We start from the raw sequence: 22,385 nt of genomic DNA, 5'->3' as shown, positions 1-22,385 counted from the left end.
GAGGAGGTATACAATGCAGTACAGAGTTTCCTACCTTAAAGGCATGATGGATGGAATGAATATGGTAAGTAACAGTCAGGAAGGCAAAGTAATTAGCGAAATTGTTTCTGTTTTGGAGGATTTTGCTGATGCTTTTGATGAGATGGACGCAGATCTAGCTATGCTAGAAAATCACGTAGATGGACTTGATGCCGATTTAGAATTTATGGAAACACATTATTATAATTTAGATGAAGAAGCTCCTGAAGAATCCACTAGACCGGAAACATACAGTAGTTTTAAAAAATAGGCCAGTTAACCTAAAAAAATCCCTCCTGCTTTTTTGCAGGAGGGATTTTTAAAAAATAGTTTTTTTCTTATCCTGTAATTCTCCAACTAAATATAGCCCCCCAATAATAGCCATATGGATTAATAAGCTTAAAAGAAAAGTTTCCAAATAACTCCAGTTCTGATATGTCAACATATTATTTAATTCGAAGGCATAGTGACTAAGCGTAGATAGCAAGGGAAATAAAATCAGGACTATAATTCTACTTAAAAGATGAGTACTCAGTTTCAATAAGTAAATAAACATAATAACTAAAGGAGTCCAGGTAGCTGATAAAAAAATGGGTAATTCACCTAAATACAGAATATCCTCTCTGATAAAATCCCAGAACCCGAATCTGATTTCCATATAATAAATTAATAGTATAGCTTGTAAAATCCCAAATACAATACCAAATATTAGTTTATTAATAATAAACTCTTTAGGTACAATTAGTATTAGTAATACCAGGCTAATACCAAAAATTAATAAACTGGCAAAATAAGGTAAGTACATAATGGACTCCTCCAATCAATTTTAGTCATCTTTATTATTTTCCATAAATAAATTCATAATGTAAGAAAAAATCCCTGGATTTAAAAACTTCCAGGGATTTTTATTGTGCGCCATGCATGACGATTAGCTAGGTGGTGTAAGTCCACTATGGGGGTTTGTAGTTACCAACCATTAGCCAAGAGCAAGGGTGCCCATCGTGAGGTGGGATCTGAAGGAAGCTTAAGGCAAAATTCCGACCCAAGGCACACGAACATCATCAGGCATAAGGTATGGGATGAGTTTGCAATACAAAACGAAGTCCAATCAACTACACGGACATACCAGTGTAAATGATGTGGGTACATGGAATGAAAGTTAATCGTCTTACCGTGGGAGGTCTCATGGACGTGGCAAGATGAACTTCGAACCACGGTTGAAATAAGATTTGTCATGAGAAGTCAGCAGATTCCATAGTACTTGATGAGGTCGACATCATTAAGGAAGGGATGAACCTAGGAGGAGATCAGTAAATGACTGTTACCAATAAAGGAATGAAGTGCCGCCAACTTCTGACAGGCGAAAGCTGCAAAGAAGGCTCACCGCAGAAGAATAGTGCGGAACACGAAGGATATGCGGGAGTGCACAGTTCTTTAAGGATAACTGAAAACAACATCTCCAATGCAAACTTGTCGAAGGGGAATTTGCTAGAGGAAATTTTGGATAGAGACAACATGAATAAAGCATTCAAGAAAATAAAATCCAACAAAGGCTCTCACGGGATTGATGGGATGGGAGTAGATGAACTTCTACAATATCTCAAAGAAAACGGGGACCACCTCAGGCAAAGAGTCCTGGACGGTAAATACCGCCCTAATCCCGTCAGAAGGGTAGAGATACCTAAAGAAGATGGGAAGAAAAGAAAATTAGGCATACCTACAGTGGTAGACAGGGTAATCCAACAAGCAATAGCCCAAGTACTATCTCCAATATATGAGGAGCAATTCTCAGATAACAGCTATGGTTTTCGCCCTGGACGCAGTACTCATGATGCAATTAAGAAAAGTCAACAAAACATAAATGAAGGATACAAATATGTAGTAGATATGGACTTGGAGAAATACTTTGACACAGTAAACCAGAGCAAATTGATAGAAGTGCTATCTAAGACAATAAAAGACGGTCGAGTAATATCTCTTATCAACAAATATCTAAGAGCAGGAGTAATGATCAAACACACCTATAAGGATACAGAAGTTGGCGTGCCCCAGGGCGGGCCTCTTAGCCCTATCCTCAGTAACATAATGCTCCACGAATTGGATAAAGAACTTGAGAAAAGGGGGCACGAATTCGTCCGCTATGCGGACGACCTGCTAATCTTTTGTAAAAGCAGAAGAAGTGCCGGACGCACCTTGAAGAACATACTACCCTTCATCGAAAATAAACTATTTCTCAAAGTAAATAAAGATAAAACTGTAGTTGCCTATGTAGGAAAGGTAAGATTTCTTGGGTTTGGCTTTTACAGACATAAAGGAAAAGCCAGATTAAGAGTTCATCTTAAATCAGTTACAAAGATGAGAACGAGAATAAAAGAACTCACATCTAGAAGTTATGGAATAAGCAACGAAGCCAGAGCAAAGAAACTTAGCCGATACATTATGGGTTGGGTTAACTACTTTAAACCAGCTGATATGAAGAATCTGTTAATAAATACTGACAGTTGGATGAGAAGGCGTATTCGCATGATTTACTGGAAACAATGGAAGAAAGTGAGAACAAAATTTAAAATGCTCAAGTTCTTTGGAGCCAATAAATACAAAGCATGGGAATATGCAAACACAAGAAAGGGCTACTGGAGAATTTCCAATAGCCCCGTCTTATCCAAATCCCTTGGAAATGATGTAATCAAAGGATTTGGTTTCCTATTCTTTTCGGAATATTATCGACAAGTTAAAGCGTAAACTAGGAACCGCCGTGTACCGAACGGTTTGCTCGGTGGTGTGAGAGGTCGGTAGATAAAATAATTATCTACCTCCTACTCGATTGCATAAATGTAGGACTAGCTAAATAGTTATAAACAGAAAGGAGGAGTCTATTTTGGAAGAATGGTTTACTAAGCTTTTAGAAAAATATTTTCCAGCTCAATTACAAGAGAAAATTAAAAATTATCTAAAGGGATCTTCTCAACAATGCAAATTGGAAGAAATTCGCTTACGAGCTAATAGACCAGCTATGCTGGTTTTTTCAGATAAGGATGAAATTTTAAATTATCAAGTAGAGCTAAATGATTTACAAAAAGTAATGAGTCTAATTAGTGAAAACTCTGTATATTCATATCAACACGAGATCAACAGGGGCTTTATAACTGTAACAGGAGGTCACAGAGTAGGCATAGTTGGGAGAACATATTTAAAAAGTGGTGAAATACAAACCATCCGTGATGTCTCTGGAATAAATTTTAGAATTGCCAGGGAAATAAAAGGAGCCGGTAAAAAACTAGTTGATAAGTTAATAGACAAGAGAATAAATAGTTTTCTTAACACTTTATTAATAGGTCCTCCTGGATGTGGTAAAACCACTATTCTACGAGATTTAACTAGACTGTTAAGTACTGGAAACAAGAGTTTTGATAGGACATTTAAGATTACGTTAATAGATGAAAGATCCGAAATAAGTGGATCAGTTCGAGGGATTCCCCAGAAAGAAATTGGGTTACGAACTGATGTGTTAGATGGCTGTCCCAAGGCAAAAGGCATGATGATGGCTGTAAGAGCTATGTCACCAGAAATTATTGTAACCGACGAAATTGGAACAAAAGAAGATATAAATGCTGTTAAAGAAGCTATGAATTCCGGAGTAAAGCTATTATTGTCTATACACGGTGATAGCTATGAAACTCTGTTAAAAAGACCAGGAATCCCAGAACTTTTACATGATGGTGCTATTGAAAAATTGGTGATTTTAAGCCGGAGACGAGGACCTGGAACAATTGAAACAATTAGAGATAATAAAAATGTTTTAAAACAAAGCTCTAATGAAAACAAAAAATTAACTGTAAATATCTAAATGGGGGGTCAGAAATGATCAGGATAGTAGGCGCAGGATTAATTTTATTTTCAACTATGGCCTTAGGAAATCAAGTGGCACACAAATATAAGATGAGGCCAAAACTATTGAGACAATTGGAAGTTTTATTAGAAATGACCGGCTCAGAAATTAATTATGCTGCTGTACCCCTTCCTGAATTATTATCTAAAATTGGCCGAAGATTTCCTAAAGGGGCTGGGAAAATATTTCACAGAGTTAATGAACACTTAAAACATAATGGTGTTACACCTGAAGAAGCTTTCTATAAAACTAAGCAACAATTACAACATGAATTGAGCATTAATGAAGAAGATTGGCAGGTCTTAGAGAACTTTGCTAGTTATTTAGGGAAAAGTGATTCTGGGGAGCAGTTAAAGCAAGTTGAGTTATGTCTTTCCCATATTAGAGCTAATCAAAAAATTGCAATGGAAGATCAAAGGAAAAATGAACGCATGTGGCGATACCTCGGTGTTCTGGCAGGCCTCATGCTGGTAATACTAATTTGGTAGCTGGGAGGTATACTGATGTATGAACTGGACATTGATTTATTGTTCAAAATAGCTGGGGTAGGAATGATTTTAGCAGTATTAAATCCAGTTTTAAATATATTGGATAGGCAAGAAGTTACAACTTACGTAAATTTAGCTGGCGTAATAATAGTACTTTTTATGATTATCCAGTTACTTGCTGATTTGTTTGAAACAGTTCGTCAAGTATTCGGGGTGTATTGATATGGATATAGTGCAAATTGTAGGTTTTGGTTTTATTGCAACAGTATTAATTGTAATTTTAAGACAACAGCGCAAAGAGTTAGCTATTTTACTATCAATGGGAGCAGGAATTATGATTTTTTTAAAAGTTATAGAGCCCCTACATTCGATATTAACAGTTTTAGAAGAGTTAACTGTACAGGCTAATTTAGACTTGGCCTACATGGATACATTGTTGAAAATTGTTGGAATAGCTTATATTACTGAATTCGGTGCTCAAGTTTGTAATGACGCGGGTGAGGGAACTATTGCAAAAAAAATTGAGTTAGCGGGTAAAATCGCCATTATGCTTTTAGCTGTACCGTTAGTTTTAATGATCTTAGAGACCGTATTAACATTACTACCTTCTTAAATACTCTAGATTTAATTAATCATGGAAGGATGTTATTGGCTTATGAACTTTAAAAAGTTTCGCCAGAGAAAAATAATACTTTTGTTAATAATCTTGTATATATTATTGGTTCCTTCACCAATAAGTGGTGATACAGGAGGTGAAACAACTGCGGAAGAGCAAATGGAGGACGAGCTAGATCAAATCATGGATCAGCCAGAAATTGATCAATTAAGGGATCACTGGGAAGAGCTAGATCAGGAAATGTCAGAATATATACCCGACCTATCATTTAGAGATTTATTTTATATGATAGTTGGTGAAGAAGAAGGTTTTTCACTAGCTCAAGTATTTTCAGGTCTATTACAGTTCTTTCTACACGAAGTCATTGTAAATTTCAGATTACTTGGAAAAGTCATTGTTCTAACTGTAATAGCTGCTTTGTTGACAGCTCTACAAGGAGCCTTTGCCAATGAAAAAGTTGCTCGTCTTGCCCATACCGTAATTTACTTTGCTGTAGTGATTATTGCACTACAGAGTTTTTATCTAGCTGTCGACATTGGTAGAGAAGCAGTTTCAAGTATGGTGGATATCATCTTGGCCATGGTTCCGCTGTTATTAACTTTATTAGCATCTATGGGGGCAGTTACAACAGTTGCTATTTTCCATCCGATCTCAATTTTCTTAATAAACACTTTTAGTACCTTGATCAATAATGTGATTTTCCCATTATTACTTTTTTCAGCAGTTTTAAGTGTAATAAGTCACCTTAATCCCAAATTCAAGGTATCTTCTCTTGCAGGTTTGTTCCAAAACATCAGTATTACGGCAATTGGATTCTTTCTAACTATCTTTATCGGAATCATGGGATTGCAGGGAGTAGGTGGCGCCGTTGCAGATGGTATAAGTATTAGAGCGGCAAAGTTTTTAACAGGTTCTTTTATACCGGTGATTGGTAAAGCACTATCAGATGCTGTTGAAACTGTCATGGGAGCATCCTTAGTTTTAACTAACAGTGTCACAATGGCAGGGGCAATTATACTTTTTTTTGTAACCATATTTCCAGCATTAAAAATTTTAGCCCTTGTATTTGTATATAAGTTGGCCGCTTCACTATTAGAACCTTTAGGTGAGACTTCCATACCCGAAAGCCTTGGTACTATGTCGAAATGTTTAACCTGGGTATTTGCAGGAGTAGCTACTGTGTCTATTATGTTTTTTATAGCTATGGCTGCTATTGTTGGCGCAGCTAATGTATCTATGATGATAAGAGGGTAAAGTCTGACAGAAAGGGGGAAGGGAAATGCTGAGTACAGTAAATGAACTGATCACAACGATAGTGGTAGTAATTGTCCTGGCAACTTTTTTAGAACTTTTGTTACCACAAGGCCAATTACAAAGATATGTAAGATTGGTAATTGGTTTATTAATAGTATTGATCATCCTAAATCCTATAGTAAGCATTATAGAAAGTGAAAACTTCATGATAGAACCAGATATATTTGAAAAAGAAACTTCTGCTGAAGAAACAGATGAACTCATTCAAAGGGGTGGACAACTTAAAGAAGAAAATATCGCAGAAATTGATAAAGAATATGAACAAATGATCTCAAAGGAGATAGTGGATCTAGCCAGTGATTATTTTGAAAAACTAAAAGTTTCCGATATAGAGCTTAATTATGAAGAGGACATGGAAGCTGCTAACTATGGTGAGATAAAAAACATGACCGTTTATTTAACCCAATTAAATGGTAAAAAAGAATACAGAAGCTCTGAAGACAAAGAAGGGCAATTAGTAGAACCAGTTAAAGAAGTTAAAATTAATCTTAATGATGAAAAACAGGATGATAAATCTGAAAAAACTGAACTAGGAGGGAAAGATGAAAAAAACCAACAAGGCCAAGATTTAAAATTATCTAAAAATATTCAAGAAAATAAAGAAAAATTTAAATATGAACTTAGTAAAAAATTTCATTTAGAAAGAGAGTTAATTGATGTAGAAGTAATTAAATAAAAGCTTACTGCATAATATGTACTAGCTCAATAACTCATTGTACAAGGAGGGTAAAAAGTGTCTCAAAATCCAAAAGAATTATTCCAAAAAATACCGCCCCATTTAATTGTTTTGGGTGTACTGGGGCTTATTTTTGTAATTATGGGTAATCCTATTGATAATGGGGAAAAGGATGAACAAGAAATAGAAAAAAACATAGACATAGAAACAGAGGATGAACAAATTGACAGATCAACAGAAGAGTATAGATACAAAAAACAACTTGAACAAGAACTAGAAGAAGCACTTTCTTTAGTCACAGGGGCAGGCAGTACTAAAGTCATGCTCAGTTTAAAAGGAAGTGGTGAATTGGATTTAGCCAAAAATGTGGATGAGGAACAGGTTACTACAGTAGAAGCTGATGGAGCGGAAGGGGAGCGAGAAATTGAAGAAAGATTTACAACGGAAGAAATATTAACTGTAAGAGAAGAAGGCCAAGAACAACCAATGGTGATCAAAGAATATAAACCCTCTATAAATGGAATAGTGATAGTAGCAGAAGGTGCAAATAATATCAATGTTAAAAAGCAATTGCAAAGGGCAGCTACTACTTTATTTGATGTACCCGAACATAAAATTGTGATCTTACCCAAAGAAAATTGATTTAAAGGAGGCTATATTATGAAGATTGTGCATTTAAAAAGAAGATGGCTGTTGCTGGTATTAGCTCTATTCATAGCAACGGCTTTTTGGATTATAAATGTAGAGCGGCAGGTGGAGGAAGTAGAGATCCTAAAAGATGAGGCAGTAAAAAAAGATGACCAAGAAGTATTCAGTTTCAAAGAGGAGTCTAATGATATGATTCAAAAAGACGAGTTCGATTCTGAATTTATTTCAAAGGATGAAGAACTGGATGATGTCTCTGATATTTTACCACCTGAAAAAGCTGAGGACTGGGAACTTGAAGATGATAAAGATTTTTTTGTAGAATATAGACTACAAAGAGATCGAGTTAGATCAAAAGAGATAGAAAGATTGAATGAATTTCTCGATAATCCTAATACTAGTCAAGATGCAAAACAGGAAGTAGAACAGGAACTGTTAGAATTAGTTACTAAGAAAGAAAAAGAATTAATTATTGAAAATCTAATCAGGGCAAATGGATTTGAGGATGCCATTTTGTTTTATAGAGATAGTTTTGCCAATGTAGTGGTTAGAGCAGAAAATCTATCGGAAACAGAGGTCATGCAAATCGCAGAGATAGTTTCTGAAAACGCTAATATACAAACTTCCAATGTTAAAGTGGTTGAACACAACTAATAGGGGTAGATTTATCATTCTAGTTTGTTAATATAAAAAGGATTTTGGTTTTGAATCACGAATTATACTTATAGTAATAACGGGAGGTGTTTAGCTATGGAATATAATTCACATACTATGGCTGAAAAAAATGAATTAGGGCATGTCAGAATTGGTAACAATGTAATAGGTGTGATAGCTTATCTAGCTTTAAGTGACTTTGATGAAATATACAATGTGGGAGGAGGAATTTCTGAAGGCCTTAGTGAATTTTTTGGTAAAAAATCACAATCTAAGGGTATTAACGTGGAGTTAGAAGAAGATAATGTCTTTATTGATGTGAACGTAGATATAAAATACGGGACAAAAATACCTGATGTTTCAAAAGCAGCCCAGGAGGCTGTTAAGGAAGCAGTAGAAAATATGACAGGTTTTTCAGTAACAAATGTCAATGTAAATATTCAAAGAGTTAGATTCCCAGATGAAGGATAAAAAAATATTAAATAGGATAACATAATGGGTAAAGGAGGTCTATGTAAATGCAGGTGCTTGATAGAATTATATTTTTTATTGGCAGTTTGATTATTTTGTTGCTGTCCATTACCTTGATCGCTTATGCAATCCCTTTAAACTTGGTTATTAACTACATAGGGACAAGCTTGGATTATTACACAGGAACAATTGAGATAGGAATACTAGGTCTAGTATTATTATTAATTGCATTTAGATCAATATGGGGAGTGTTTAAAACAGAATCTCAAGCAGAAACAGTTAATCATGCTACTGAAATGGGAGAAGTTAAAATTTCCCTTCAAACAATCGAGAGTATGGTGATCAGGGCAGCACAAAAAGAGGTAAAAGGTATTAAGGAAGTAAAAACCAACATAAAAGTATCAGAAAATGGAGTAATTATCTATTTGAGAGGGAAAATCCTTGCCGATCTTGAAATTCCTCAAGTATCAGAACAGCTACAGAAAGCTGTTAAAGAAAATGTCGAATCTCAGGCTGGCATTAATGTAAAAGAAGTCAAAGTTTTAGTTGAAAATATAACTACTGAAGCTTCTCGTCCAGCTAAGTAGTGTGGGGGTGATGACATGGATCGGGAATACCTTATGTACTTACTCGAAAATTATTTTGGTAGGATTGTAGGAGTTGTTATTGGTTTTTTAATTGCCTTAATTTTTATTTTCTTTGGATTTTGGCGTGGTTTGATTACAATAATACTAATGGGACTAGGTTTTTTTGTGGGACGTTTTTGGGATAAAGAAAAAAGATTACCAGATTCTATAGAAAAATTTTTGCCTCCCAGGAGATAAACTCTAGATAAAAGATGAAAAAGGGGAGTAAGGTATGAGTAGACGAACTGCTAGAGAGGCAAGTATGAAATTAGTATTCCAAATGGCATTTAATGATGATCATGTAGATGAAGTAGGAGCGGAAGATATTCTGGCACAAGCCAAAGAAGAGCTTAACTATAATAACTATCAATACATAGAAACGGTAGTTTCTCGTACTGAATCAAATTTACAAAAGATTGATGAGTACATCGAAAAGTTTTCTGAAAACTGGAAAATAGACCGATTGAGCAAGGTTGATCTAAGTATATTGCGGTTAGCTATTAGTGAAATTTTATTTTTTGATGATATTCCCACTCGAGTTTCGATCAATGAAGCTGTAGAACTAGCTAAAAAATTCAGTACAGATAAAGCCTCCGGGTATATTAATGGAATTCTTGACCAAGTTGCTAATCAATTGAATAAGGCGCGGTGATAGCCGATGGAACTGCTAATGGGTTTAGATACGAGTTGTTATACTACATCTATGGCGGTAATTAACAAGCAAGGAAAGATTATTGCAAAAACTGAACGCCCTTTAGAAGTTGCTATGGGAAAAGGCGGTTTAAGACAATCGGAAGCTGTTTTTCAACATATTAATAATCTTCCCCAAGGACTAACTGAAATAAAAAAACAATTGAATGTCAATAATCTGGATTTAAACTTGGCTGCTATTGCAGTTAGCAGTAGACCACGTCCCATAGAAGGTTCATATATGCCCGTCTTTAAAGTGGGTGATTCTTATGCAAAGGCATTATCTTTGAGTAGTGGTATTCCTTTATTGGAATATACACATCAAGAGGGGCATATCGCTTCGATTGTATATGAAAAAAGCAACAATATTCGCCTTGAAGATATGGACAAGTTTCTGGTATTTCATGTTTCAGGAGGAACCACTGAATTATTAATCTGCCATACCAAGGGTAAATTTTCTTCATTTGACATAGAAATAATTGGGGGAACAAAAGATATTGCAGCAGGACAATTAATAGATAGAACGGCAAAATTAATGAATCTGCCATTCCCTGGAGGTCCGCATTTAGAAAAACTTGGGGACCAATCAGGACAAACTGATATATCTGTTCCCTTTTCAGTTGAAGATACTAAAATTAACTTTTCAGGCCCGGAAACTCATATTAAGAGATTGATACACAATGAGGATTACCCAAAGCCAGCTGTTGCTAGGGGGATAGAGCAATGTGTTGCTAAATCGCTGTTAACAGTACTTGAAAATGCGCTCAAGAAACATCAAGTAAAAAATATTTTATTTGTAGGTGGGGTCATGAGTAATTCGTATATTAAGAACTATTTATCAAAAAATATTTCCAATGAAAAATACAATTTAATTTTTGGTAGCCCCGAACTATCCAAAGATAATGCTGTTGGGGTTGCCTGGCTCGGTTACAATAATTTTTTTAATTAAACTCTGTTAATTGATTCATACAGCTTACGCACAAATTAACAGAGTTTTTAATTAAATAAGGTTAAATGAAGGGGAAGATATTAAGAGTTACTTAAAAGGAGGTATTTTTGTGAGTGCGAGTTTAATAAAAGGTTCAGATGTGGCTAAGGAAATTCGCTCCGATTTACAAAAGGATGTTGAGGATTTAAAATCTCAAGGCGTCACACCACATTTGGCTGTTGTCTTGGTGGGAGAAGATTCGGCTTCACAGACTTATGTGAATATGAAAGAAAAAACTGCAGGTAAAGTGGGAATTGAATCAACGGTTAAAAGATTACCAACTAACGTTGAAGAAGATGAACTATTGCGATTGATAGATGAGCTTAATAAAGATGACAGTGTACACGGTATTTTAGTTCAACTTCCGCTTCCTTATCATATTGACGAATATAAAATCCTTAATGCAATAGATCAATATAAAGATGTGGATAGTTTTCATCCAGTAAATGTAGGAAACCTTACCATTGGACAAAAGAGGTTTACTCCATGTACCCCAGCCGGTATCATGAAGTTATTGGATTCCATCGATTATGATTTGAACGGTAAACATGCAGTGGTATTGGGTAGAAGTAATATAGTAGGCAAACCAATATCTCTGCTCTTGTTAGAACGAAATGCGACTGTATCTATCTGTCATTCCAGGACAAAGGACCTGACAGAAATGACAAAATCCGCCGATCTTTTGATAGTTGCTGTAGGGCGGCCTGAGATAGTAACTGGAAAAATGATTAAACCAGGAGCTGTAGTGATTGATGTGGGAGTTAATAAAGTTGATGATAAGCTAATCGGGGATGTTGAATTTGAATCTGCCAAAGAAGTTGCTGGATGGATTACACCTGTACCAGGCGGTGTTGGCCCTATGACCATCACAATGCTTTTAAATAATACCATCGAGGCTGCCAGGAGATGTCTGAACGAACAGTAACGGTTTCGCAACTAACGAATTATCTTAAAAACCTGTTACTACAAGATCATAATCTTAAAAATGTCCTGGTGAGAGGTGAGATTTCTAATTTTAAACACCACTCATCAGGACATATGTATTTTACTTTAAAAGATGAAGGGGCTAGTCTCCGCTGTGTGATGTTTCGCAACCGCAATTGGAATTTAGATTTTTCTCCCCAAGATGGAATGGACGTTATAGTACAAGGTGTTGTAGGAATTTTTGAAAGAGCAGGCTTATATCAACTTTATGTAGAGAAAATGTACTCCCATGGTTTAGGATCGTTGCATCTTGCCTTTGAGCAATTGAAGGAAAAATTAGCAGAAGAAGGCATATTTAATGAGGAATATAAAAAAACTTTACCTCCTTTTCCCAAGAAAATTGCCGTGGTTACTTCGCCGACAGGAGCTGCAGTTAGAGATATGATAGTAACTATAAGTAGAAGATTTCCTTTAACATCAATACTGTTAATCCCCGTGAGAGTACAGGGTGAATATGCAGCCAGTGAAATAAGAGCAGGAATTGATTATGCTAACTCAATTGATGATATAGATGTGATTTTAGTCGGTAGAGGTGGAGGTTCTTTAGAGGAAATTTGGCCCTTCAATACTGAAGAAGTGGCTAGGGCAATTTTTTCGTCAAAAGCTCCTGTGATTTCATGTGTTGGACACGAAACGGACTTTACCATTTCAGATTTTGTGTCAGATTTGAGAGCCCCTACTCCAACTGCAGCAGCAGAATTGGTGGTTCCAGATCAGGTTGAGCTTAAAAGGCAAGTTAGTGACTACAAACATAGATTGACAAAAGCGTTATACCATAAGTATCGCAATTTAGATCAGAGAGTAGTAGAGTTACTTGACAGGCCGGTTATGAAAAATCCGTATACATTAATCTCTGAACGAAAAAAAGAATTAGAATATTTAGATCAGCGATTGTTAAGGGAAGTTTATCATCTCTTTAAACTTAAAAGAAATAAATACTCATCTTTAGTAGAACAGCTGGACTCATTGAGCCCTCTAAAAACTTTAGGGCGTGGTTATACTTTTTGCCAGACACATGATGGGGACATAGTCAGGAGTGTAACTGACATAGAACAGGAAGATATCCTGAAACTTACGTTTTTTGATGGTTCTGCGAAATGTTTAGTAAAGGAAAAGCAAGAACATCATATAAGTGAAGACCATTCAAATTTGAATTCTTTGTGTAATGAGGAGGAAGACTATGACAGACAATAACAAAGAGGAAATCAATCAAAATAATCAAGAAAATGTAGAGTTCGAACATGCTTTAACTGAGCTAGAAAAGGTTGTGCAGGCACTAGAACGGGGCGAGCTCACCCTTGAAGAATCTTTGAAAAAATTCCAAAAAGGAATTGAATTGTCCAGAGTTTGTAATGAGAAATTAAAACAGGCAGAAAAACAAATTGAAAAATTGACAAAGGATGAGGAAACAGGTGAATTAAAGTTTGAGCCAGTTGATTTTGAGGAGGAATAATCATGTCTTTAGATGTTTTTATGAAAAATAACAAAAATTTAGTGGATCAAAAGTTACAGGAATACCTTCCCAATAAATCTGAATATCCTACTGCAATCCATGAAGCCATGCATTACAGCGTTTTTGCTGGTGGCAAGAGATTACGTCCACTTTTAACTCTTGCAGCAGGAGACTTATTTGGAGCTAATAAAAAAACTATTTTACCATTTGCTTGTGCCATAGAATTAATTCATACTTATTCCTTAATTCATGACGATTTACCTGCCCTGGATAATGATGATTTGAGACGAGGTAAATCAACTAATCATGTAGTTTTTGGTGAAGATATAGCTATCCTAGCAGGCGATGCATTGTTAAATTATGCTTTTGAATTAATGACTTCTAAGGGGGTTGAAAACTTCACAGACGCTAGAACGCCACTATGGGCAATAAGTGAAGTTGCTAAAGCATCTGGCACTAAAGGTATGATAGGAGGACAAGTAGTAGATATAAAAAGTGAGAAAAATGCGGATATTGATCTAGAAACAGTTTCATATATCCATAAACACAAGACAGGTGCCTTATTTACTGCTAGTATCAGAATAGGAGCTATTTTATCACAAGCTAGTCAAGCCGATTTAGAAAAACTGACAACATACGCCCAAAAACTTGGTTTAGCATTTCAAGTTGTTGATGACATTTTAGATATTGAAGGGGATGAACAAAAACTTGGTAAAACAGTTGGAAAAGATGATGACAATGAAAAAGCCACATACCCTAAGATTATGGGCTTAAAGGAATCCCATGAATATGCCTCTCGTTTACATCATGAAGCTTTAACGGCTATTTCTGATTATGGGGAAGAAGCTAATATTTTACGGGAATTGGCTAACAAAATAGTCAACAGGGAAAAATAGGATTAACATCAGTTAGTAGGAAGTTACTATAGAAAGGCGGATAATAGTTTGATTTTAAATGAACTTTTATCAAATATTTATTTGATATCAGCTTTAATAGGATGGTTTGTCGCTCAGCTTATTAAGTTTACAATATATCTGATCAAGCATAGATCTCTTGATCTAAAATTATTTGTTGCAAGTGGTGGTATGCCCAGCTCTCATTCTTCTTTTGTTGTGGGTTTGACCGGCGCTTTAGGATTTGACTTGGGTTGGGGGGCACCGATAACTGCCCTGTCAATAGTTTTTGCTCTAGTAGTAATGTATGATGCCGCTGGTGTAAGAAGGGCAGCGGGGAAACAAGCTGAGATATTAAATAAATTAATCTTTGAAGATAATACGGACAAGAATTTAACAGAACAAAGACTAAAGGAGTTAATAGGGCACACTCCTGTTGAAGTTTTGGCAGGTGCTATTTTAGGATTTTTAGTTGCTTATCTAGTTGTGTTTTGAGGGTTCTTTTTAGTTTTAATCAAGCTGTGTTATAATATAAAATGCGATTACTAGCATCTCTCGGGTAGATATTTTAAAAGAACCGGGGTGAAACAGATTTGTCAAAAATGCGAGAAAAACAAAATACGGTTAATCGATGGGCTATTGTAATTAGTATTTGGACTTTTTTCCTTGCAATTGTTTTTAGTTTTGTTAGTCAATTTGTTCTGGCACAGGTTACTTCTACAATCATAACTTTGATTGTTTTACTAATAACAGTATTTACAGGGATTTTTTTTGATCTTATTGGAGTATCTGCCACATCCGCTAGTGAAGCCCCTATCCACGCCAAAGCTGCTAAAAAAGTTTATGGTGCTAAAAAAGCCAATGAACTCATAAAAAATCGTGATCAAGTAGCCAACTTTTGCGCTGATGTTGTGGGTGATATAGCTGGTATAGCTAGTGGTACAATAGTTACTATACTTGTTTTAAGAATGGTAGCCGAACAAGAAATGCTAGGTTCAACTGTTTTAAACATAGGCTTAACAGCCTTTGTATCAGCGCTGACAGTAGGTGGTAAGGCTTATGGTAAATATATTGCGGTTACCAGAGGGACAGACATTATTTTTTTAGTAGGCGTTGTATTAACAAAACTTGAAGACCTACTTGTTTTTCCCAAAAAACACATTAAAAATGTGAAGTGAGGGATATAAATGACTAAATTATTGAGTTATATTAATACATCAGAAGATTTAAAACATCTATCAACAGAAGATTTGAACAAGCTGGCTGAGGAACTCAGGGAATTTTTAATAAGCTCTATTTCTATAACGGGTGGTCACCTTGCACCTAATTTAGGGGTAGTGGAACTGACTCTTGCTATTCATAAGGTGTTTTCACCTATACAAGACAAAATTGTTTGGGATGTAGGTCATCAATCTTATATCCACAAAATATTGACTGGGAGAAAAGAGCAATTTTCAACCCTGAGACAGTTTGGAGGATTATCCGGCTTTCCTAAACCTGAAGAAAGTCGTTATGACGCTTTCGGTACTGGACATAGCAGCACCTCGATTTCAGCAGCTCTTGGTATGGCAAAGGCTAGAGACTTACAAGGAAGTAATGAAGAAGTCTTGGCTGTAATCGGAGACGGTGCAATGACTGGTGGAATGGCCTTTGAAGCCATGAACCATGCTGGCCATGAACAAGCAAATATGACAGTAATTTTAAATGATAATGAAATGTCAATCGGAACAAATGTAGGTGCTCTGTCTTCATATTTATCTCGATTAAGAACTGATCCTAAATACCACAGAATTAAAGAAGATGTAGAGTTTCTGTTAAAACGAATCCCAGCCATTGGCGGTAAAATGATGAAATCAGTTGAACGGGTTAAAGATAGCATGAAATATTTGATGGTATCGGGAATGTTGTTTGAAGAATTAGGTTTTACTTATATTGGACCTATTGATGGTCATAATATTCCTCAACTCATGGAAGTACTAAACAATGCCAAGGATAAAAATGGCCCAGTCCTTGTTCATGTAATCACCAAAAAAGGTAAGGGATACGAACCTGCCGAGAAATTTCCCGATAAATTTCACGGAACTGGTCCCTTTGAGATTGAAACGGGTAATGCTCCGAAAAAGGCAGAAACTGCACCAAGTTACTCTAAAGTTTTTGGAGATACTATCTCAGAAATTGCCAGGAAAAATGAATCGGTTGTTGCGATTACAGCAGCTATGAAGGATGGAACCGGTTTAACTAATTTTGCTAGAGAATTTCCTGAAAGATTTTTTGATGTAGGGATTGCAGAACAACATGCAATTACTTTTGCAGCAGGTTTAGCTCGTAAAGGGTTTAAACCAGTAGTTGCTATATATTCAACTTTTTTACAAAGAGCATACGATCAAATTATCCATGATGTTTGTATGCAAGATAATCCTGTGATTTTTGCAATTGATAGAGCTGGTATAGTTGGAGGAGATGGAGAAACCCATCAAGGTTTATACGATTTATCGTACCTTAGAAGCATACCAAATTTGATAGTGATGGCACCTAAAGATGAAGCTGAATTACAAAGAATGTTAAATACAGCAGTTAACATCAATAAACCTGTAGCTATAAGATATCCTAGAGGAAAAGGTGAAGGTGTAACTCTTTGGGAGAATATGACACCTATTCCTTTGTATAAAGGAGAGACTATACGAGAAGGATCCCAAGTAGCAATGATTGGAGTAGGGAAGATGGTACCTGACATGCTTGAAGTGGCTGATATGCTGAAAAAAGAAGGTATTGAACCCACAGTTTTCAATGCTAGATTTGTTAAACCTTTAGACGAAAGTTCAATTCTTGAAATAGCTCAAAAACACGAATACATTTACACTTTCGAAGAAAATACAGAATTAGGAGGATTTGGTTCCCAAGTATTGGAATGCTTATCTAAACATGGTCTAGCACATAAATTAATTGATAGATTTTGTTTACCTGATGAATATATTCCGCATGGTGATAGATCTAAAGTACTAAGTCAATATAGTTTACATTCCCAGGAATTAATAAATAAAATATTAAATCGCCTTAGAGGTGAACAGATTGAGCAAGGATAAAAATCGACTCGACCAATTGCTAGTAGATAAAGGTTATTTCGCATCAAGGGAGCAGGCCAAGCGCAATATTATGGCTGGTTTAGTTTTTGTCGATAATCAAAAAATTGACAAGCCTGGAAAAAAAGTTCATCTTGATGTGCCACTTTATGTAAAAAATGACCACTTAAAATATGTAAGTCGAGGTGGATATAAACTAGAGAAAGCTTTAGATGAGTTTTCCGTAAATGTTGAGGATAGAATTGCAGTTGATATCGGTGCATCAACAGGTGGCTTTACGGATTGTTTATTAGCTAATGGAGCCGCACATGTATATGCAGTTGATGTGGGATACGGTCAATTAGCTTGGAGGTTGAGAAATAGCCAGCAAGTGACAGTACATGAAAAAACTAATATACGTCATGTGAATTCTGACTTGTTTGATGACATACCTGATCTAGCGACTATTGATGTTTCCTTTATCTCTTTAAGATTGGTAATACCCATAGTAAATGAGATACTAGCACATCCTAAGGATATCCTGGTATTAATAAAACCACAATTTGAAGCTGATAAAGATCAAGTTGGGAAAAAAGGTGTTATAAAAGATAAGGACATTCAGATAGAAGTTTTGCATAAAGTTTTAGATATGGCAAAAACAGATTTGAATTTTAATGTTTGTGGATTGACATTTTCCCCTATCACTGGACCTGCTGGTAATATAGAATTTTTAGCTTTTTTAAGTCAGGGTTCACAGAGTACTTCGAACACTTCAATGGATCAAATAGTAACACAAGTTGTAAAAAATGCCCATGAATACTTTAAAGGAGGCTCTTTATGAGGAGTGTAGGTTTAATACCCAACATTCAAAAAGATCAAGTAGCGGAAATTACAAGTAGAATGTATAAAATCCTATCAGAACACGATATTGATGTGTACTTGACCCATGAAGGTGCAGATTTAATTGGGACTGAAAGTGCCGGAGTTTCCTCTGATGTCATGGGAGAAGTGGCGGAAATGATTATCATTCTGGGAGGAGACGGTACAATACTAAAGGCAGCTCGAGAGTATGCCCCTTATGATATTCCTTTATTAGGTATTAATTTAGGGAAGATGGGTTTTCTAGCGGAAATTGAAGCTAATGAGGTTATGGCATATTTAGAAAGCCTTTTAACAGGTAATTATACAATTGAAGAGCGCATGATGTTAGATGCTACTGTGTTAAGAGATCGTAAAGAAATCACAACTTTTAGTGCTTTAAATGATGTTATCATTGCTAAGGGGCCATTTTCTAGAATAATTGAAGTTGAAACTAAAGTGGGCGGTAATTATCTGGAAACGTATCCGGGAGATGGTTTGATAGTTACTAGCCCAACAGGTTCAACGGGATATTCTTTTTCAGCTGGAGGTCCTATTATTAGTTCCAATTTGGAGGTCATGATGATTACCCCGATATGTCCTCATCTCATGCATAATAGATCTGTAATAATATCATCTGATGAGGTGGTAACTGCTAAGATGAAAACCAATTACGCTGTAGTAGTTTTAACTGTAGACGGTCAACAGGGTTTCACTTTACAAGATGGCGATGAAATAAAGGTTAAAAAATCTAACTATAAGACTAAATTAGTTAAATTACGGCGAAGAAGTTTTTATCAGTTATTAAATGAAAAATTGACAGGAGGTCAAGAAGTATAATGATTAGGGAGCTGCTGATTAGAGAAGGAGGGCTCGAATGCTAGTACATCTAAATATTAAAGATTTTGCCCTGATTGATCACCTTATCCTGGAGCCTGGTCCGGGATTAAATATTTTAACTGGAGAAACTGGTGCAGGGAAAACAATAATTTTAGATGCCTTAGGACTTATCTTGGGAGGAAGAGCATCCACTGAATACATTCGTACAGGGAGTAAAAAGGCTATTGTACAAGGGGTGTTTCAACTAAAATCAGGTCCCATTGATAATATCTTGGAAGAATGGGGAATAGCCAAAGAAGATAACCAGCTTTTGATAATAACTAGAGAAATATCCCAAGGTAAGAGTATTGCAAAAATAAATGATCAAATAGTAACAGTCAATAAATTAAAAGAGTTAGGTAAACAGTTAGTAGATATTCATGGACAGCACGATCATCAATCTTTATTAAATATTGATAAACATCTTGATCTTTTAGATGCATATGGTGGTTCAGAATTATTACAGCTAAGAGAAATGATTTCAGAACTCTATCAACAGCTCCAGCAAAACAAGCAGAAATTACAAGAGCTAATTCAAGATCCGAAAGAAAGAGCCCGTAGATTAGAACTACTGGAATATCAACAAAGAGAAATTGAAGAAGCAAACCTGGATTCTAAAGAGGAACAAGAATTAATAGAACAAAGAAATAAATTACAGAACATAGAAAGGTTAAGGGAAGCTGTCGGTTTTGCATATACCAGAATTTATGAAGGAGAAGAATATCAGCCTTCGGTTATAGATTCCTTAGGCTCAGTCCTGGACAAGCTGAGAAATGCCGTTGATATAGACAACAAAATAGAAAATTTTTACCAACAAGTTGAACAAGAGATGATCAAAATTGAGGAACTAAGCCGAGATATTAATAACTATATTGAAGAAATGGATATTAATCCTATGGAACTTCAAGAAATCGAAGATAGGATTAACACTTACAACGAGCTAAAACGAAAATATGGGAATTCAATAGAAGAGATTATGAATTATCTAGAAGACATAGCTTCGGAAATTGATTACTTGAAAAACACTGAAAATCAGCGTATTCAACTTGAACAAGAACAGCAACAAATAACAGATAAATTAAATAATTTATCGCAACAACTTCATAACAAAAGAATGGAAGTAAAGCCTAACTTAGAAGAAAACATCATTTCTCAATTAAAGGATTTAGCCATGGATAAAGTTCAATTTAGTGTAGATCTTCAACAGACTAAACTTAATTCAAGAGGTTTTGATAAAGCTGAATTTTTATTTAGCCCCAATAAAGGTGAACCAGTAAAATCTCTTGTAAAAATAGCCTCTGGTGGTGAACTTGCTAGAGTTATGCTTGCTCTAAAATCAATATTTTCTGATATCGACAATATAAGCACTTTAGTTTTTGATGAGGTAGATACAGGCATTAGTGGGACTGCTGCTCAAAAAGTAGCGTATAAATTACAAAGCTTGTCCGATAATACACAAATTTTATGCGTCACCCATTTACCACAAGTTGCTAGTAAAGCTGATGAACATTTTAAATTATCTAAATCAGATTATAATGGCCGAACTGCAACTGAAATAAACACTTTATCCCGTCAAGATAGAATTTTTGAGATAGCCAAGATGATTGATGGAGAAGAACCATCAAAAACATCTTTAGAACATGCCGAAAACATGATTTTTGGGAGAGATTAACACCATTATAAAATGGTGTTTTTTTTGTTAATGATACCTTGAGTTTCAGTTTATTCCCTAAAATAGCTACAGTATTAGACATACTTATCGAGGGAAATTTAAAAATAGCGCTGCATCAATCAGCCGGGGAGGTGAAAAAATCTCAAATTAACTAGGAGTGTTGACAATTGATAAACAAAGAAACTAGTAGAAAAATTACAGGGATTATCTTAGCAGCTGTAATTCTATTAGTTGGTTTTAGCAGTCCCGTAAGAAATTATGTGGAATTACCCAATGAATTAAGGCTAATTAAGGGTGATAAACTGGAAGTTCATCCATTTTTACCAGTAGAACTACACATATTAAATCAAGATCAAATTTTATCAGTCAATGGTCAACAAATTACTGATCAAACTCCCGCAGCAGTAGGTTTAACAGAACCTTTAAAACTTTCTTCCTTAGATGTTGGTAATGTTAAAGTAGAGTTTCGTCTTTTTGGTTATGTTCCCCTTAGAACAATGGAAATAAACGTAATTGAAGACAGGGAATTAGTACCAGGAGGCGAAGCCATTGGAATAAAAGCAGGAACTAGTGAAATAGTAGTTTCTGACTACTTTTATTTAGAAACTGAAAATGGTGAAATGTCACCAGCTAAAAAAGCTGGCATTCAAAAAGGAGATAGCCTACTTGAGATAGAAGGTCATGATATTTCAAGTTTAGATTCTACTTCAGAATTATTAATTGATCTATTAGAAAAACAAGATACCGATTCAATTGAAGTGATTATTGAACGATCAGGAAAAGAAAAATCGAAAACAATTGATCCTCGATACTGTTTAAACTTAAATGAATATGGTATTGGTTTGTATCTTACCGATTCTTCTCTAGGAGTTGGAACTTTAACTTATAAAGATTTTGAAAACAAAGAATATGGAGCTTTAGGCCATTCAATTTCAACATGGGATAGTGCTCCTGCTTCTTTAAAAGATGGTAGGATTGTAGATGCCAGGATAATAGACATTAACAAGGGTAGTGATGGAAAACCAGGAGAAAAAAAGGGAAATTTCCTCCATGGTGAAGAACCTTTAGGTACTATTGAAAAAAATACTAAACATGGTATTTTTGGTAAAATCACTAATGAAAGTGTATACAGTTCCCAAATTGAACCCAAATCTATTGGATTGGCTAAACACGCAGAACCAGGATCAGCTCAAATTTTAACGGTTTTAGATAATCAAGAGATAGAAAGATTTGAGATTGAAATCAAAAGAGTTTTTCCACACAATGCAGAAAATGGAAAAGGGATGGTAATTGAAGTTACAGATGAAGAATTACTACAAAGAACTGGTGGTATTGTTCAAGGTATGAGTGGTAGTCCTATCATCCAAGATGATAAATTAATTGGTGCAATTACACATGTATTTGTAAACGATTCAGAAAAGGGATATGGAACGTTTTTAGAGTGGATGCTCTATGAATCCGAAAAATAATACACATTTGCACAAATTTCTGTTAATTGGCATCGAAGCGTGT

Annotated in this window: 27 protein-coding genes; 26 read left to right on the top strand and 1 reads right to left on the bottom strand. The window is 35.4% G+C overall.

Going from position 1 to position 22,385, the window contains the following annotated elements; translation table 11 throughout:
- The first annotated feature begins 13 nt into the window (after window positions 1-13).
- Complete coding sequence (locus NTHER_RS08670) at window positions 14-289, top strand: CD1247 N-terminal domain-containing protein (protein WP_012448157.1); 276 nt, start codon at window positions 14-16, stop codon at window positions 287-289.
- 48 nt (window positions 290-337) lie between these two features.
- Here the strand turns inward: NTHER_RS08670 and NTHER_RS08665 are convergent, their stop codons facing one another.
- The gene (locus tag NTHER_RS08665; protein WP_012448156.1) at window positions 338-823 is read right to left on the bottom strand and encodes a hypothetical protein; all 486 of its coding nucleotides are present in this window, start codon (window positions 821-823) and stop codon (window positions 338-340) included.
- A gap of 509 nt (window positions 824-1,332) precedes the next feature.
- Between NTHER_RS08665 and ltrA the strand changes: the two genes are divergently transcribed.
- From ltrA to spoIVB, 25 genes are all read left to right on the top strand, one after another.
- Window positions 1,333-2,760, top strand: coding sequence for a group II intron reverse transcriptase/maturase (gene ltrA / locus NTHER_RS08655; protein WP_012446632.1), 1,428 nt, complete (start codon window positions 1,333-1,335; stop codon window positions 2,758-2,760).
- Between the two features lie 136 nt (window positions 2,761-2,896).
- Window positions 2,897-3,865, top strand: a complete 969-nt coding sequence (spoIIIAA, locus tag NTHER_RS08650; protein WP_012448155.1) for a stage III sporulation protein AA — start codon at window positions 2,897-2,899, stop codon at window positions 3,863-3,865.
- 14 nt (window positions 3,866-3,879) lie between these two features.
- Window positions 3,880-4,395, top strand: a complete 516-nt coding sequence (locus NTHER_RS08645; RefSeq protein ID WP_012448154.1) for a stage III sporulation protein AB — start codon at window positions 3,880-3,882, stop codon at window positions 4,393-4,395.
- A 15-nt stretch (window positions 4,396-4,410) separates the two neighbouring features.
- Window positions 4,411-4,617 (top strand): stage III sporulation protein AC, encoded by a 207-nt coding sequence (spoIIIAC, locus tag NTHER_RS08640; protein WP_012448153.1) that lies wholly within the window; start codon window positions 4,411-4,413, stop codon window positions 4,615-4,617.
- 1 nt (window position 4,618) lies between these two features.
- Window positions 4,619-5,008: a stage III sporulation protein AD gene (gene spoIIIAD / locus NTHER_RS08635; protein ID WP_041367029.1), complete on the top strand. Its 390-nt coding sequence runs from the start codon at window positions 4,619-4,621 to the stop codon at window positions 5,006-5,008.
- A 42-nt stretch (window positions 5,009-5,050) separates the two neighbouring features.
- Entirely contained in the window at window positions 5,051-6,265 is a 1,215-nt protein-coding gene (gene spoIIIAE / locus NTHER_RS08630; protein WP_012448151.1) for a stage III sporulation protein AE, read from the top strand.
- Window positions 6,266-6,290: 25 nt separating this feature from the next.
- Window positions 6,291-7,001 (top strand): stage III sporulation protein AF, encoded by a 711-nt coding sequence (gene spoIIIAF, locus NTHER_RS08625; protein ID WP_012448150.1) that lies wholly within the window; start codon window positions 6,291-6,293, stop codon window positions 6,999-7,001.
- A gap of 57 nt (window positions 7,002-7,058) precedes the next feature.
- The gene (locus tag NTHER_RS08620) at window positions 7,059-7,643 is read left to right on the top strand and encodes a sporulation stage III protein AG (protein ID WP_012448149.1); all 585 of its coding nucleotides are present in this window, start codon (window positions 7,059-7,061) and stop codon (window positions 7,641-7,643) included.
- Window positions 7,644-7,661: 18 nt separating this feature from the next.
- Window positions 7,662-8,300, top strand: coding sequence for a SpoIIIAH-like family protein (locus NTHER_RS15245; protein WP_012448148.1), 639 nt, complete (start codon window positions 7,662-7,664; stop codon window positions 8,298-8,300).
- Between the two features lie 96 nt (window positions 8,301-8,396).
- Window positions 8,397-8,771, top strand: a complete 375-nt coding sequence (locus NTHER_RS08610; protein WP_012448147.1) for an Asp23/Gls24 family envelope stress response protein — start codon at window positions 8,397-8,399, stop codon at window positions 8,769-8,771.
- Between the two features lie 47 nt (window positions 8,772-8,818).
- On the top strand, window positions 8,819-9,358 hold the full coding sequence (gene amaP / locus NTHER_RS08605) for an alkaline shock response membrane anchor protein AmaP (protein ID WP_012448146.1): 540 nt from the start codon (window positions 8,819-8,821) through the stop codon (window positions 9,356-9,358).
- 15 nt (window positions 9,359-9,373) lie between these two features.
- On the top strand, window positions 9,374-9,595 hold the full coding sequence (locus NTHER_RS08600; protein ID WP_012448145.1) for a DUF2273 domain-containing protein: 222 nt from the start codon (window positions 9,374-9,376) through the stop codon (window positions 9,593-9,595).
- Window positions 9,596-9,629: 34 nt separating this feature from the next.
- Complete coding sequence (nusB, locus tag NTHER_RS08595; protein ID WP_012448144.1) at window positions 9,630-10,049, top strand: transcription antitermination factor NusB; 420 nt, start codon at window positions 9,630-9,632, stop codon at window positions 10,047-10,049.
- 6 nt (window positions 10,050-10,055) lie between these two features.
- The gene (locus tag NTHER_RS08590; protein WP_041367026.1) at window positions 10,056-11,036 is read left to right on the top strand and encodes a Kae1-like domain-containing protein; all 981 of its coding nucleotides are present in this window, start codon (window positions 10,056-10,058) and stop codon (window positions 11,034-11,036) included.
- A gap of 109 nt (window positions 11,037-11,145) precedes the next feature.
- On the top strand, window positions 11,146-12,000 hold the full coding sequence (gene folD, locus NTHER_RS08585) for a bifunctional methylenetetrahydrofolate dehydrogenase/methenyltetrahydrofolate cyclohydrolase FolD (protein WP_012448142.1): 855 nt from the start codon (window positions 11,146-11,148) through the stop codon (window positions 11,998-12,000).
- Complete coding sequence (xseA, locus tag NTHER_RS08580) at window positions 11,982-13,253, top strand: exodeoxyribonuclease VII large subunit (RefSeq protein WP_012448141.1); 1,272 nt, start codon at window positions 11,982-11,984, stop codon at window positions 13,251-13,253. Before folD ends, xseA begins: the two co-directional genes overlap by 19 nt.
- A complete protein-coding gene (locus NTHER_RS08575) occupies window positions 13,240-13,512 on the top strand; it encodes an exodeoxyribonuclease VII small subunit (RefSeq protein WP_012448140.1) in 273 nt (90 codons plus the stop codon). Before xseA ends, NTHER_RS08575 begins: the two co-directional genes overlap by 14 nt.
- Before the next feature lie 2 nt (window positions 13,513-13,514).
- Entirely contained in the window at window positions 13,515-14,408 is an 894-nt protein-coding gene (locus NTHER_RS08570; protein WP_012448139.1) for a polyprenyl synthetase family protein, read from the top strand.
- A 48-nt stretch (window positions 14,409-14,456) separates the two neighbouring features.
- Complete coding sequence (locus tag NTHER_RS08565; protein WP_012448138.1) at window positions 14,457-14,900, top strand: divergent PAP2 family protein; 444 nt, start codon at window positions 14,457-14,459, stop codon at window positions 14,898-14,900.
- Between the two features lie 98 nt (window positions 14,901-14,998).
- On the top strand, window positions 14,999-15,583 hold the full coding sequence (locus NTHER_RS08560; protein ID WP_052291965.1) for a hypothetical protein: 585 nt from the start codon (window positions 14,999-15,001) through the stop codon (window positions 15,581-15,583).
- A gap of 9 nt (window positions 15,584-15,592) precedes the next feature.
- On the top strand, window positions 15,593-17,488 hold the full coding sequence (gene dxs, locus NTHER_RS08555) for a 1-deoxy-D-xylulose-5-phosphate synthase (protein ID WP_012448136.1): 1,896 nt from the start codon (window positions 15,593-15,595) through the stop codon (window positions 17,486-17,488).
- On the top strand, window positions 17,475-18,305 hold the full coding sequence (locus NTHER_RS08550) for a TlyA family RNA methyltransferase (RefSeq protein WP_012448135.1): 831 nt from the start codon (window positions 17,475-17,477) through the stop codon (window positions 18,303-18,305). The genes dxs and NTHER_RS08550 overlap by 14 nt, the downstream gene beginning before the upstream one ends.
- Window positions 18,302-19,162: an NAD(+)/NADH kinase gene (locus NTHER_RS08545; protein ID WP_012448134.1), complete on the top strand. Its 861-nt coding sequence runs from the start codon at window positions 18,302-18,304 to the stop codon at window positions 19,160-19,162. The genes NTHER_RS08550 and NTHER_RS08545 overlap by 4 nt, the downstream gene beginning before the upstream one ends.
- Before the next feature lie 37 nt (window positions 19,163-19,199).
- Window positions 19,200-20,873, top strand: coding sequence for a DNA repair protein RecN (recN, locus tag NTHER_RS08540; protein WP_012448133.1), 1,674 nt, complete (start codon window positions 19,200-19,202; stop codon window positions 20,871-20,873).
- A 167-nt stretch (window positions 20,874-21,040) separates the two neighbouring features.
- Entirely contained in the window at window positions 21,041-22,342 is a 1,302-nt protein-coding gene (gene spoIVB, locus NTHER_RS08535; protein ID WP_012448132.1) for a SpoIVB peptidase, read from the top strand.
- Window positions 22,343-22,385: the final 43 nt, after the last annotated feature.

This window comes from Natranaerobius thermophilus JW/NM-WN-LF, from assembly GCF_000020005.1.
GTDB lineage: Bacteria > Bacillota > Natranaerobiia > Natranaerobiales > Natranaerobiaceae > Natranaerobius > Natranaerobius thermophilus.
The sequence above is the reverse complement of the archived record's forward strand: the minus strand, read 5'-3'. Positions and strand labels throughout refer to the sequence as shown.